The 13,739-nt window shown below is 30.2% G+C and carries 12 protein-coding genes, 1 pseudogene and 2 riboswitches; of the genes and pseudogenes, 10 read left to right on the top strand and 3 right to left on the bottom strand.

Annotated features, from left to right (window positions below; all coding sequences use genetic code 11):
- Positions 1–110: 110 nt before the first annotated feature.
- Together AB3K27_RS17185 and thiI are read left to right on the top strand one after the other, a co-directional pair.
- A complete protein-coding gene (locus tag AB3K27_RS17185; RefSeq protein WP_368488580.1) occupies positions 111–1,247 on the top strand; it encodes a cysteine desulfurase family protein in 1,137 nt (378 codons plus the stop codon).
- Positions 1,244–2,389 (top strand): tRNA uracil 4-sulfurtransferase ThiI, encoded by a 1,146-nt coding sequence (gene thiI / locus AB3K27_RS17180; protein WP_368488579.1) that lies wholly within the window; start codon positions 1,244–1,246, stop codon positions 2,387–2,389. Before AB3K27_RS17185 ends, thiI begins: the two co-directional genes overlap by 4 nt.
- A 58-nt stretch (positions 2,390–2,447) precedes the next feature.
- On the opposite strand, the gene AB3K27_RS17175 is transcribed toward thiI, so the two are convergent.
- Positions 2,448–3,596 carry a S1C family serine protease gene (locus AB3K27_RS17175; protein WP_368488578.1) on the bottom strand — a complete coding sequence of 383 codons (1,149 nt, stop codon included), beginning with the start codon at positions 3,594–3,596 and terminating at the stop codon, positions 2,448–2,450.
- Between the two features lie 9 nt (positions 3,597–3,605).
- A complete protein-coding gene (locus tag AB3K27_RS17170; RefSeq protein ID WP_368488577.1) occupies positions 3,606–4,895 on the bottom strand; it encodes an FxLYD domain-containing protein in 1,290 nt (429 codons plus the stop codon).
- Positions 4,896–5,139: 244 nt separating this feature from the next.
- On the opposite strand from AB3K27_RS17170, the gene AB3K27_RS17165 reads away from it, so the two are divergent.
- Positions 5,140–6,300, top strand: a complete 1,161-nt coding sequence (locus AB3K27_RS17165) for a DUF4317 domain-containing protein (RefSeq protein ID WP_368488576.1) — start codon at positions 5,140–5,142, stop codon at positions 6,298–6,300.
- Positions 6,301–6,306: 6 nt separating this feature from the next.
- Here the strand turns inward: AB3K27_RS17165 and AB3K27_RS17160 are convergent.
- Positions 6,307–6,501: pseudogene (locus AB3K27_RS17160) on the bottom strand (GPR1/FUN34/YaaH family transporter); the annotation flags it as partial.
- A 143-nt stretch (positions 6,502–6,644) separates the two neighbouring features.
- Positions 6,645–6,749, top strand: a riboswitch (SAM riboswitch).
- A gap of 201 nt (positions 6,750–6,950) precedes the next feature.
- On the opposite strand from AB3K27_RS17160, the gene AB3K27_RS17155 reads away from it, so the two are divergent.
- The 7 genes from AB3K27_RS17155 to sufC all read left to right on the top strand — a co-directional run bounded on the left by AB3K27_RS17155 (position 6,951) and on the right by sufC (position 13,730).
- Positions 6,951–7,730, top strand: a complete 780-nt coding sequence (locus AB3K27_RS17155; RefSeq protein ID WP_368488575.1) for a methionine ABC transporter ATP-binding protein — start codon at positions 6,951–6,953, stop codon at positions 7,728–7,730.
- Entirely contained in the window at positions 7,727–8,395 is a 669-nt protein-coding gene (locus tag AB3K27_RS17150) for a methionine ABC transporter permease (RefSeq protein WP_368488574.1), read from the top strand. The genes AB3K27_RS17155 and AB3K27_RS17150 overlap by 4 nt, the downstream gene beginning before the upstream one ends.
- Positions 8,396–8,420: 25 nt before the next feature.
- Entirely contained in the window at positions 8,421–9,245 is an 825-nt protein-coding gene (locus AB3K27_RS17145) for a MetQ/NlpA family ABC transporter substrate-binding protein (protein WP_368488573.1), read from the top strand.
- Between the two features lie 255 nt (positions 9,246–9,500).
- A complete protein-coding gene (locus AB3K27_RS17140) occupies positions 9,501–10,967 on the top strand; it encodes a nitrogenase component 1 (RefSeq protein WP_368488572.1) in 1,467 nt (488 codons plus the stop codon).
- The gene (locus AB3K27_RS17135) at positions 10,967–12,295 is read left to right on the top strand and encodes a nitrogenase component 1 (RefSeq protein ID WP_368488571.1); all 1,329 of its coding nucleotides are present in this window, start codon (positions 10,967–10,969) and stop codon (positions 12,293–12,295) included. The genes AB3K27_RS17140 and AB3K27_RS17135 overlap by 1 nt, the downstream gene beginning before the upstream one ends.
- Positions 12,296–12,424: 129 nt before the next feature.
- Positions 12,425–12,532, top strand: a riboswitch (SAM riboswitch).
- A 126-nt stretch (positions 12,533–12,658) separates the two neighbouring features.
- Positions 12,659–12,817, top strand: a complete 159-nt coding sequence (locus AB3K27_RS17130; RefSeq protein ID WP_368488570.1) for a DUF2292 domain-containing protein — start codon at positions 12,659–12,661, stop codon at positions 12,815–12,817.
- 166 nt (positions 12,818–12,983) lie between these two features.
- Positions 12,984–13,730: a Fe-S cluster assembly ATPase SufC gene (gene sufC / locus AB3K27_RS17125; RefSeq protein WP_368488569.1), complete on the top strand. Its 747-nt coding sequence runs from the start codon at positions 12,984–12,986 to the stop codon at positions 13,728–13,730.
- Positions 13,731–13,739 lie beyond the last annotated feature (9 nt).

Below are 13,739 nucleotides of genomic sequence, written 5' to 3'. Positions count from 1 at the left end.
AGTGTCTAAATAAAAACCTTTAAAAATAGGTTTTGCTATGTTTTATATAAGTATGATAATATATGTTATATTGTTTAATTATTTTGGCATATAAAAAGGGAGTGAAAACAGTGGAAGTTTATCTTGACAACAGTGCTACTACTAAGCCTTATGATGAAGTTATAGATTCTATAGCGGATACTATGAGGAAATATTATGGTAACCCTTCTTCTGCATATTCTTTAGGTTTAAAGGCAGAATTAAAGATGAATGAGAGTAGAGATATAATAGCTCGTACTATAAATTGCAGCAGGGATGAAATAATATTTACTTCTGGAGGAAGTGAAAGTAATAATTTTTTAATAAAAGGTTTTATAAAACCTGGTAAACACCTTATAACAACTAAAATAGAGCATCCCAGCCTTTTAAATACCTGTAGACAGTTAGAAAATCAAGGGGTAAAGGTTACCTATTTAAATGTAAATAACAGGGGAGAAATAAATTTGGAAGAACTGGCTGCAAGTATTACCAGGGAAACTCAAATAGTAAGTATAATGCATACTAATAATGAAATTGGAATTGTTCAAGATATTGAATATATAGGCAAGTATATAAAAGAAAGAAATAGTAGAATAAAGTTCCATGTAGATGCAGTTCAAGGATATGGAAAGTATAATATAGATGTAAAAAAAAGCAATATAGATTTGTTATCTGCCAGTGGACATAAAATACATGGTCCCCGGGGAATTGGCATTGCTTATGTTAGAAAAGGACTTGTTCCGGTGCCTTTAATATGTGGAGGGGGACAGGAAAAAGGTTTTAGATCAGGTACTGAAAATCTGGCATCTATTGTAGGATTTACAAAAGCAGCTGAAAAAGTATATAAGAATAGAGAAAAAAATTTCAATAAAGTAAATAATTTGAAAAAATATTTTATAGATAAGCTAAAGGATATGCCTAAAGTTAAGATAAATAGTGAAGGAGATAACTATTCTCCTTATGTGCTTAGTGTATCTTTTATAGGAATTAAGGGAGAGGTACTGCTTCATCTGTTAGAAGAAGAAAATATATATGTTTCTACAGGATCTGCATGTTCTGCAAGAAGTAATAAAGATAGTCATGTATTGAAGGCTATAGGATTGAAAAAAGAAGAACTAGATGGAACTATAAGGTTTAGTTTTACAGAAGATAATTCACTAGAGGAGATAGATTATACTTTAGATGTATTAATTAGATCTTTTAAATTTTTGAGGAGAGTTGATAAATGAGAAGATTGTTGCTGGTAAAGTATGCATCAGAAATATTTTTAAAGGGACTAAATAAAGGTAAATTTGAAAAGAAGTTAAAAGATAATATAAAAACTGTTCTAAAAGGTATACAGTATAATTTTGTAGTGGATCAAGGTAGATGGTTTATAGAATGTGATGATATTGAAAAAGGTATACAAAAATTAAAATCAGTATTTGGAGTATCAGAAATTTGTATAGTAGATGAAGTGGAAGCTGATATGGAAAAAATAAAGGAGCAGGCACTTAAAAGTGTCTTTGAAAGTAAGGGCAGCACTTTTAAGGTACTTACTAAAAGGGCTGATAAAAGTTTTCCAGGAACATCCATGGATATAAGTAGAGAAATAGGGGCTTATATTTTACAAAATACTGAAAATTTAACTGTAGATATAAAAAATCCGGATTTTTTTATCAATATAGAAATAAGAAATAGGGCCTATATATATTCAAAAAAAATAAAAGCAGTAGGAGGAATGCCCTATGGTACTAATGGAAATACCATGCTTATGCTCTCAGGAGGAATAGATTCACCGGTGGCAGGATATATGATGGCAAGGAGGGGAGTTCAATTAAATTGTATATATTTTCACAGTCATCCCTATACTAGTGAAAGGGCGAAAGAAAAAGTTAAAGAATTAGCCAGAATATTAAAAGGATATACAGGGAATATAAATCTTTATATAACACCTTTTACAGAAATACAGATGCAGATAATTGAGAAATGCAGAAAAGATGAATTAACCATAATAATGAGAAGATTTATGATGAGAATATCCTGCAGCATAGCTGATAAATATAATATAAATTCTGTAACTACAGGTGAAAGTATAGGGCAAGTTGCAAGTCAAACTATGGAGGGTTTAATTGTAAGTAATCAGGTAGCAGATAGACCTGTGTTTAGGCCTTTAATTGCCATGGATAAAACAGATATAATGGAAATTGCAAGAGAAATTGGTACATATGAAACTTCCATATTGCCTTATGAAGATTGCTGCACTATATTTGTTCCAAAACATCCTAAAACTAAACCAAGACCTCAGGAAATAAAAAAATCGGAAGAGATCTTAGATATAAACACTTTGGTAGAAGAAGCCATTAGTAGTACTGAATTTTTATTAATATAAATTTCAATAAGAAAATGCAGCCTATTTATAGCTGCATTTTTAAGCATTTAAACACTTGTCATTCAGTGTTATTGGTTTTTCCACTTAAAATTTTAAGTATGTTATTTTCATATCCTACAGTATAGGTAATATTGTAGGTATTTACATTGGGACTTGATTTGGTTCCCTGGGTGGCCTGTATTATGGTAGATACCTGTATATTTCCATTATCTAGCTTACCGCAGGTCATAGTATCTATTTTTACAGATATGGTTTCTATATAATCTTTTCTGAAATTATCATATGGTATACTTTCCTGCCAACTGGAACTCAGCAGTGAATAGGCAGTTACATAATCTTGTGAATTAATATTGTTGTAGAAATAGGAAATTAAGTAAGCTGCATCTTCTGTAGATAAGTTTAAGTGTTCATCGGTATAAGAGTCATCTGTATTATCGGAGGAAGTTGTATATGTAATAGGATTATTAGCCCAAGTATTTACAAGAGGAAGAACTTGAGTTATTGGTATACTAAAACCTATGGATTCATTTCCTGATTTTGCAGAATTTATACCTATGACTTCACCTGTAGCTTTATTTAAAAGAGGGCCACCACTGTTGCCAGAGGATATAGGAGCAGAAATTTGATATGCTCCTTTATATTCATAATTTTCTATATTAAAATCTCTGTTTAGACCACTTATTATACCTATGGTAGCTGTGTTTTGAAGACCTAAAGGACTTCCTAGCGCTATTATTTCATCTCCTATATCTACATTGCCGGTTTTTGAAATTTTCATAGGAGTTTTTCCTTTTAATTTGTCAACTCGGACCAAAGCCACATCTGTAACGTTACTTTTACCTATAAGAATACCTTTATAGGTAGTAGTATCAGACATTTTTACTGTTATAGAAGAAGCTCCTTCTACTACATGGGCATTGGTTATTATATCTCCTTTAGTATTATATAAAAATCCAGAACCTGCAACTTTTCCAGCACTTTTTTCTATTTCAAGAGATACAACCAGTTTTTGATTTTCATGTATTGTTGTCTTTAAGTCTTTAGATTTAGGGATACTTACAACATCTTGTATATCTGCCAGTTTAGAAGGATTTGAAGATGTTTTAAGACTTATATTTTTATGTATTAAAAAACATAATGTTATCCCGCAACATATAACAATAATTGTTATAATGAGAGAGATTACAAAGTTTTTATCTTTTTTCATGTTAACCTCCTATTGTAAAAACCAGGCTATATTTGTAATTTTAATATGATGTCCTTTTAACATATCATATTCTGTATTTTCAAATTTTCCTGTGGCACCTATATCCAAATAATTAGGGTATACATAAGTAGAACCGCTGCCAAGATTTTTGTTATTTGAATCAAATATGTTGTAGTATATTTTTATGGAACTTATAGGTCTGGTAGCTATATTTTTAACAGTTCCTTTGATAACAAAATCACCATACTTATTTATATTGTTAGAGGTAGAAGTTACTTCTACGGCATTGGTTTTATTATTTTTATCTTCCGTAGCAGCTGAAGTCAGTGCTTGTTGGATTCTATTTTGCTCAGCTTTTTCAAAGGAATTTTTTTTAGCCACTATGGTTTCTTTAAAATTAAGTAATTTTTCATCTTTTGGATTATAGGTTATTCCCTTGTTTACGGTATCAAGAGCAGAAGTAAAATTATTTTTTTTAAGATATTCATTTGCAGTATCATAAGCTACACTACTTATTCTATTTCTCAGTTCTTTTGCAGTATCTTTTGCTTCTTCTATAGTGTAATTTGATATTTTAGTAAGCAGATTTGCCAAATCGTCTATACTGCTTTTATTATTCATCTCACTTTTTATTTGAATTACAGTTACAGCCATTCTTTTATTTTCTATAGTTTTGTTTAATAGAGAGTAAAAAGCTCCCTGTTTATTATATATTAAATCGTTAGCTTTATCTAATTCATTAAAAGCTTGTATGTAGTTTTTCTTTTTAATATAGTTGTCCACTATACTTATATGTAAATTTACATTTTCACCATCTTGTAAAATTTTTTTATCTGCCTGTAAAGTCTTATTATTTGGGCGTAAACTCAAAGCTTTGTCTACTTTGGCATAGGCTTCTGATATATTACCTTGAAGAGCCATATTTTCGGCATTTACTCTATTTTTTTCTGTATTCTTTGAAACAGTTATTTCATAGAGATAATAACCTATAGTTATAAATATCGTAAGTATTGTTGATACAAGAGGAATCATTATATTTCGGTTTTTATAAAAAGAAAATTTGGTATATGTTTTATTACCATTTTTAGAGTCAGTTTTTTTCAAAGTAGTTTTAGCAGGGGTTAAAGTTTTTACTTGGTCCTTTTCTACGGTATTTTTTAAAATTTGATTAATTTTATAAACTTGAATGGTATCACTGTCTGAATTTCCTATAGAATCTTCTTTTTTTAATTTAGCACCGCATTTTTCACAAAAAATAGCGTTATCAGATACCTCCATTTTACAATTATAACAAAACATAGTATTATTCTCCTTAAATTTTGTATTAATATATAAAATTTTATCTAGTGTATGTATATTGTACCAAAAATTCTATGTTTGGACTATAGTAATTCTTTACAATAATGTTTATTATATTGTATTTTTAATGTAATATTATGATAAAATGTATTGGTAAAATAAATTGTTATATAGTAAAATATGTATAAAAATACAAAGGTTAAAATAGATATTATTTTATTTAAGTAGAGTGGGGAGATAGTTTATGAATAAAAAAGATTTATCAGACATAAGAAAAGAATTTAAGTTAGGAAGTTATATGCTTAAGATTAAAGAAATTTATAGTGTTTATTTAAAAAAGGATATTGGAGAAATAATAACAGGAGAACTGGAATATTTTGAAATGATGGAAGTGGAAAAGAGAGAACTTTATTTAAATAATTTCAAGAAAGTGCTTACGGGAACTTTGGATTCTAAAATATTTGAATTGGATTTTAAAAATGTAGGTGAGGAAAAATTAGAGAAAAATACACAGCATATATTATATGAAGCTTTAAATTCAAAGGAAAGAATAAATGAATATGCGGATAAAATAGTAAATAAAATTTCTGAAAACTATACTTATGATACAGATATAGTTATAAGTTTTGCAAAAGCAGAATACTACAGTTCTGATAAAGGGAAAAAGGAATCTTTAGATGAATATATACGAACTATAGAAATTATATTATGTAGTGTAAATAAGGTTGAAATACCTAAGAAGATGTTAAAATTTGATTATACGGAAATGAAATTTAAACCTAATTCTGCATTAGACATGGTTATAAATTTAAATTCGCCCTTAGAGGGATTTATGTTTCCAAGTTTTACATTTCAGTATGTAGATGTAAATAAGATAATTTATTATTCTTCAAAATCAAAGAACATAAATAATATTTTTGTAGAAGAGATATTAGAGTGTAATATTAAACCTACAGCTTTAGAAGAAAAGGAAAACTTTAATGTTATTTTAGGAACTGCATTGGGAGGAAAAATAAAACCTGACATAGTTCAGGATATATATGAAAGAATAAACGAAAAATTTGAAAGTCAGAAGGAAGAAGAACTTATTTTAGATATAAATGAAGTAACTAGAGTATTAGAGGAAAGCGGAGTGGAAAATACAGGAGTAGTTAAGAGTGCTTTTGAGGAAGTGTGTGGAGGAGATTATGAATTTAAGGTTAGAAATGTAATGCCAGATTTTAAGAGTAAATCTATAAAGATAGAAAATGAAAATACCAATATAACCATAAGTCCAAAAGATTTAAGTGCTGTAAAGCAGGTAGTTAACAAATTTGGAAAGAAGTGTTTGCTGATAGAACTTAAAGAGGATATGATTATAGATGGATTCAATTTGGAAACAGAGAAAATAGAAGAATATATTTAAAAGGGATGTATTTTGTCTTTTAGAATCATTAATACAAGCAAATAGTTGAGCAAAACCACCTAAAAATATTGCTCAGGGAATTACGAAAGAAGTGCCTTCAGTGATGCCAAGTTTCTGAGAGGAAGCTACTAAAGTTACAACAGCAAGTCCAAATAGCCCCAATGCAGATGGATTGCAGTTAGCGATTTTAATGTATTGAATTTAATTTTTTCTGCCCAAAGATAAATAAAATTATTCTATTTTCAGTAAATTAAAAGTTGTTAAATTTTATATTATAAAAATATTGACAATATACCTGAGCACTGATATACTAATTACTACAATATTAAATAATTAAATATCATAACTTATTAAGAGAGGCGGAGGGAAAGGCCCTATGAAGCCCGGCAACCAGCATTATGTAATGCATTGGTGCTAAATCCTGCAGCATTGTAGCTGAAAGATGAGGTAATCATTGAGGATGTAAACTCAGGGATTTACCCCCCTGAGTTTTTATAATTTAATCAATCTAAAAGTTGACCAGAAAAACTGGAGACTAAATCTTAACTTTATAAGTATAAGATTTAGTCTTTTTTGTTTTGATATATTTATTTAAATTAAAATAAGAAGTATATAGGTAAATGCTGGGTAAGGGGGTAAAGACCAATTATATGATAGATATAAGAAATTTAAATAAAACATTTAATACACCTAGGGGTAAAGTTGAAGTTTTGAAGGATATAAATCTTAAAGTTGAAAAAGGAGATATTTTTGGCATCATAGGATTTAGCGGAGCTGGAAAGTCTACTATGATACGATATTTGAACAGACTTGAAGAACCTACTTCTGGAAGTATATTTATTGGAAATAATGATATTACAGCTATGAATAAAGCTGAGCTTAGAGAAGCCAGAAAAAAAATTGGAATGATATTTCAAGATTTTAATTTATTTGATTCAATGAATGTATATAAAAATGTAGCTTTTCCTTTAAAAATAGCTGGTTATTCTGAAGAAAAAATAAAAAATAGAGTGTATGAAATATTGAATTTAGTGGAACTAAGTGATAAAGTGGACTTTTATCCTGCACAACTAAGTGGAGGTCAAAAGCAAAGAGTAGGTATAGCAAGGGCTCTAGCCAATGAACCAGATGTTTTGTTAAGTGATGAAGCTACTTCTGCCCTAGATCCACAAACCACTTATTCTATATTGGAACTTTTAAGAGATATAAATAAGAAACTGAATTTAACTATATTACTTATAACTCATGAATTAGATGTTATTAAATATATATGCAATAATATGGCAGTAATTGAAGATGGTAGTATCGTAGAAGCAGGAAGCACAAATTCAGTATTTTTAAATCCTAAAAGTAACACTGCAAAAAAATTTGTTAAAATAATGGCAAATCTCAGTGTGAATTCGGAATGTGTTGGAGGGGAGGTAATATGACTGATGATTTTAAAATATTTGTTCTAAAGGGATTATCAGAAACTATAGAAATGGTGATTATAGCTGGCAGTATAGCTTTACTTATAGGGATGCCACTTGGAATTATTCTTGTTGTTACTAAAAAAGGACATATTTTGGAGAATGAAAGGTTAAATAAGATATTAGCTACTATAGTAAATGCAATAAGATCTCTTCCTTCTATAATATTAATTGTAGTTTTACTGCCCTTATCTAGGTCAATTGTAGGGACTACACTTGGTATGAAGGCGGCTATTGTACCTATATCCATAGGAATATCACCTCTTTTGGCTAGAATTATTGAGACATCCATAGAACAAGTAGAATGGGGAAAAATTGAAGCAGCATTATCTATGGGAGCAAAACCATTTCAGATTATATCAAAGGTCTTAATACCGGAGGCACTTCCTTCCCTTATAAAGGGAATTACAATTTCAATTATATCTATTATTGAATTTACCACTATAGCTGGGGTCATAGGTGCAGGGGGATTAGGAAGTCTGGCAATACGTTTTGGTTATCAGAGATTTCGTGAGGATATAATGATAGCTACAGTAATATTATTAATTTTTTTAGTACAGTTTATACAGTTTTCAGGAGATCGCATTTCTAAACATGTAAATAAAAAGAGATATAAATTTGATTGATTATTTTTAAGGGGGATAAATCAATATGAAGAGAAAAAGTATAATATTTTTAGTTTTGGCGTTGGTTGTAGGATTATTTTCAGGTTGCAGCAATGGGAATGACTCAAAAAGTGCAGACAGTAAAAATGACAAGGTTGTGGTGAAAATAGGAGCAGCGGCAGTGCCACATGCAGAAATATTGAATCATATAAAACCTGCACTGGCAAAAGAGGGGATAGATTTACAAGTTATTGTTTTAGATAGCGAAGATGAGTTAAATCCAGCTTTACAGGAAAAACAAATAGATGCCAATTATTTTCAACATGTACCTTATTTAGAGTCTGTAACTAAAGAAAAAGGATATAATTTTGCAGTGGCTGGAAAAGTTCATGTGGAACCCATAGGTTTTTATTCTGATAAAATTAAATCTAAAGATGAACTTAAAGATGGCGCCAAGATTGCTATACCCAATAATCCTTCAAATGAATACAGAGCTTTAGCTCTTCTTGAAGCCCAAAAACTTATTAAATTAAAATCTGGAATATCTAATTATAATGCTACGCCTTCAGATATTGCAGATAATCCTAAAAATCTTCAATTTGTAGAAGTTGATGCAGCTCAGCTTCCAAGGGTATTGCCGGATGTAGATGGCTCCATAATAAATACAAATCTTGTATTAGAAGCTAAAATGGATCCAAATAAAGCACTATTTAGAGAAGACAGCAATTCACCTTATGCAAATGTAATTGTTGTAAGAAAGGGTGATGAAAATAAAAAAGAAATTAAGACCATAGTGGCAAAGCTGAATTCAGAGGATGTAAAAAACTTTATAAAGAGCAAATATGGAGTTGCAGTAGTACCGGCTTTTTAGAATAATTAGAAAGGGAGATGTAGCTTGAAAAGAATTTATATTTTTTCATATTCTATGTATCAATGCAATTTATGAGTAGAGAATATATTGTTTAAAGAGTATGTATAATTTAAATGTTTAGTTGACCAGTATACTGGAGACTAAACTTTATGTTTTGCAAAGTAAAATCACCTCATTATATCTGGATTTATATAAAAAGTTTCATATTGTATAGTTGATAAAAAGTTAAATGATAATTATAAAGGAGGTATATTTTTGGGTATTAATATAAAGTCCCCGGAAGTTGAAATTAGAGAATCTAGATTAGGTTCTATTACTGGCTTTGCAGGAACTGCTAGAGAGCTTTGTAATAAATCTAAGGGGAAAAGATTATGTGAAAGAAGGCGCTCTTTTAGTCAATGTTTAGGATGTAATTCAGGTTATTCACTGTGTCAGCTTATTATGATACAGGATTCTGTGGTAATAAATCATGCTCCCATAGGGTGTTGTGCGGATTTACCTGATTTTAATTTTACCAACAGAGTAGGACAGATTAAGAGAAATCTTCCATTAAGGAATGCAAGACTATTGAACACAAATTTAAAGGAAAAGGATACTATATACGGAGGAGAAGAAAAACTAAGAAAAACTATAAAAGAGGCTTATGAAAGGTTTAAGCCTAAAGCAATTTTTGTAACTACTTCCTGTGCCTCGGGAATTATAGGAGATGATGTAGAAGTAGTAACTAATGAAGCAGAAAAGGAATTGGGAATACCTATAGTTTTTGTAGCTTGTGAAGGTTTTAGATCAAGAATTTGGACAACAGGTTTTGATGCAGCATATCATGCTATTTTAAAAAAAATTGTTAAACCTCCTGTTAATAAAAGAAAAGATTTAGTAAATGTAATCAATTTTTGGGGAACTGATATATTTACAGAATTATTTGGACGAATTGGGTTAAAGCCTAATTATATTGTGCCATTTTCTACTATAGGGCAGTTGGAAAAGATATCTGAAGCTGCAGCTACAGTACAAATATGTCCTACACTGGGAACATATTTAGCAGCAGGATTGGAGCAGGAGTACGGAGTACCAGAAGTAAAAGCACCACCTGCTTATGGACTTAAAGGTACAGATCTCTGGTTTAGGGAACTTGGCAGAGTAACGGGAAAAGAAAAGGAAGTTGAAGAATTGATAAAATCTGAAAGAGAAAGAATTGCCCCTAAGCTTAAGGAACTGAGAAGTAAATTAAAGGGAAAAAGAGTATATATTACTGCAGGTGCAGCTCATGGACATAGTTTAATAGCACTTTTAAAGGAACTTCATATGGAAGTGGTAGGTGCAGCAATATTTCATCATGATCCTTGCTGTGATAATAAAGATCCTAGAAGTGAAAGTCTGCCTCATGTAGTGAAGAATTATGGAGATGTTAAGAATTTTAACGTCTGCAATAAACAACCTTTTGAGTTAGTAAATGTACTAAACAAGCTGAAACCAGATCTGTTTATAGCAAGGCATGGAGGTATGTCTGCATGGGGTCCAAAGCTTGGAATACCTACGTTTTTAATGGGAGATGAACAATTTGGATTAGGATATCAAGGATTGCTTAATTATGGTGATAAAATCATAGATGTACTTTTAACTAAAGAGTTTGTAACTAATATTGCAGCACACTCCAAGCTGCCATATACTGATTGGTGGCTTAAACAGGATCCTTATACTTTTCTAGGAGGTGATATTTGATGGATGAAATAATAGAGCAACCTAGACATTATTGTGCATTAGGTGCACAACAATCAGTATTAGCTATAAAAGGAGCTATTCCTATACTTCATTCAGGACCAGGCTGCGGAATTAAACTTTTTGATGGGCTTAGTGTTGATTCAGGATATCAAGGAGTAGGTTATTCTGGTGGAAGTTCTGTACCATGTACCAATACTACAGAAAGAGAAGTAGTATTTGGGGGAGAGCAGAGATTAAAACAGGTGATAGATGGAACCCTTAAGGTTTTAAAAGGAGATTTATTTGTAGTTTTAACAGGATGTACTTCTGATATAATAGGGGATGATGTAGGGCAAGTAGTAAGTGAATATAAAGATAAAGGCATTCCCATAGTTTATGCAGAGACAGCAGGTTTTAAAGGAAGCAATTTTAAAGGTCATGAATTAGTTATTGAAGCTATTATAAATCAGTTTGTAAGTGAAAAATCAATAAAAAAAGAAGTGGGATTGGTAAATGTATGGTCTGTGATTCCCTATCAGGATACATTTTGGTCTGGGAATTTAGGTGAGATAAAAAAGTTACTTGAAGGAATAGGATTAAAAGTGAATATACTTTTTGGTACAGAATCTGGTGGTGCTGATGAATGGAAAACAATTCCACAAGCACAATTTAATTTAGTTTTATCACCTTGGGTAGGTTTAAGTACTGCTGAATTATTGAAGAAAAAGTATGGTACTCCTTATTTGCATTATCCAATTTTGCCCATAGGTGCAAAAGAAACCAGTAAATTTTTAAGAACTGTGGGGGATTTTGCTAAGCTTAATAAAGAAAAGGTGGAAACTTTTATAAATGAAGAAGAAGAGAGATTTTATTATTATATTGATAGATCAATAGACTTTTTTATAGAATTCAGATATAGTGTGGCAGATAGATTTTTTAATATAACAGATTCTTTTTATGCCCTTGGGATTAGTAAGTTTTTAACCAATGAACTGGGGATTGTTCCAGGAGAACAATATATTACAGATGATACTCCTGAACAATATAGAAAAAGCATAGAGTATGAATTTGAACATCTCTCAAATAGCACTTCTGCTAAAGTAATATTTGAAATAGATGGAGGAAAAATACATCAAAGCTTGAGAAAATATGGACATGGCAATCATACTCCTCTGATTTTGGGAAGTTCATGGGATAGAGATATAGTGTCAGAATTAAATGGATTTGGAATAAATATATCACTACCGGTCAAACACAGGTTAGTGCTCAATAGAACTTATGTGGGATATAATGGCGGGCTAACTTTGACAGAAGATATATATAGTAATATACTGGAGACTTATAAATAATAGTATATAAAAATTTCTGTAGCACAAATATGATTTATTAAAAAATTATTTCAATTTTATTGACATTGTAAAGTTTAATATAATATAATGAAACTTAATAAAAGTAATAATTCAAAAATTTAATGAATATCCTTATCAAGAGAAACTTAGGGAATGGCCCGATGAAGTTTCAGCAACCACATTTAAATTTTATGTAAGGTGCTAAGTCCATCAGAACATAGTTCTGGAAGATGAGGTAAAGAAAATACCTTTAAGGTTGATTCTTTTGTATCTTAGGAATGATATAAAACCCTCTTCTTGTTTGGAAGAGGGTTTTTAATTTTTATATTAGTAAGATTTTATAAAAGGGGGTATAATATAAAAATGGAGAGAAGAATTGAAAGAAAAAATCAGATTTCAGAAGAATATATAAAAAAAATAGTTGAATCATTAAAGAATATAAGCTACGGATCAATAACTTTGGTAATTCAAGATGGAATAGTAATTCAAGTGGAAACTAATGAAAAAATAAGACTTAAATAGAGAGTTTATTATTGATTATCTTTTAAATAAAGAGTAAAATATAATCAGAGACAATGTTGAGTGTTTAAGTCGGATATCATCCTGCTTAATTATTGAAGTAACTTTGTAGCTGATTTTTTTTATATTTAAATATGAGTTAAATACTCGGATTTAAAGGAGAGATACGATGTCAAATAAATTATTAAAAATAAACAATTTAATAGCAAAAGTTGGCGATAAAGAAATATTAAAAGGAGTGAATTTGGAAGTTGGTAAAGGTGAAGTTCATGCCATAATGGGACCAAATGGTGCAGGAAAATCTACACTTGTAAATACTATTATGGGGCACCCTAAATATAATATGACAGCAGGAGATATAATATTTGAAGGAAAGTCTGTCAGTGACTTAAAAGTAAATGAAAGGGCCAGATGTGGAATCTTTATGTCTTTTCAATATCCACAGGAGATACCAGGTATAACTGTGGAAAATTTCTTAAGAAGCGCAAAAATTTCAGTTTCTAAAAAGAAAATAGGTATTTTGGCATTTAGAAAAATTTTAAAAGAAAAATTAGAACTTCTAAAAATAGATGAAAGCTATACTAAAAGGTACTTAAATGTGGGGTTTTCTGGTGGAGAAAAGAAAAAAAATGAAATACTTCAGATGGCGGTGCTTGAACCAAAACTTGCTATGCTAGATGAGACAGATTCAGGACTTGATATAGATGCAGTTAAAATAGTATCAGAAGGAGTAAGCAAGCTTAGAACAAAGGAGAATTCTATACTTATAATTACCCATCATAATAGTATTTTAGAGTATTTAAAACCGGATTATGTCCATATACTTGTAGATGGAAAAATAGTTGAGACTGGGGATGCATCTTTAGCTGAAGAAATAGAGAAAAGCGGATATGATAAATTTAAGGCTCTGGTATAATATACTGTT

The sequence above is a fragment of the Clostridium sp. BJN0013 genome (genome assembly GCF_040939125.1).
In the GTDB taxonomy this organism is placed as follows: Bacteria; Bacillota; Clostridia; order Clostridiales; family Clostridiaceae; genus Clostridium_B.
The sequence above is the reverse complement of the archived record's forward strand: the minus strand, read 5'-3'. Positions and strand labels throughout refer to the sequence as shown.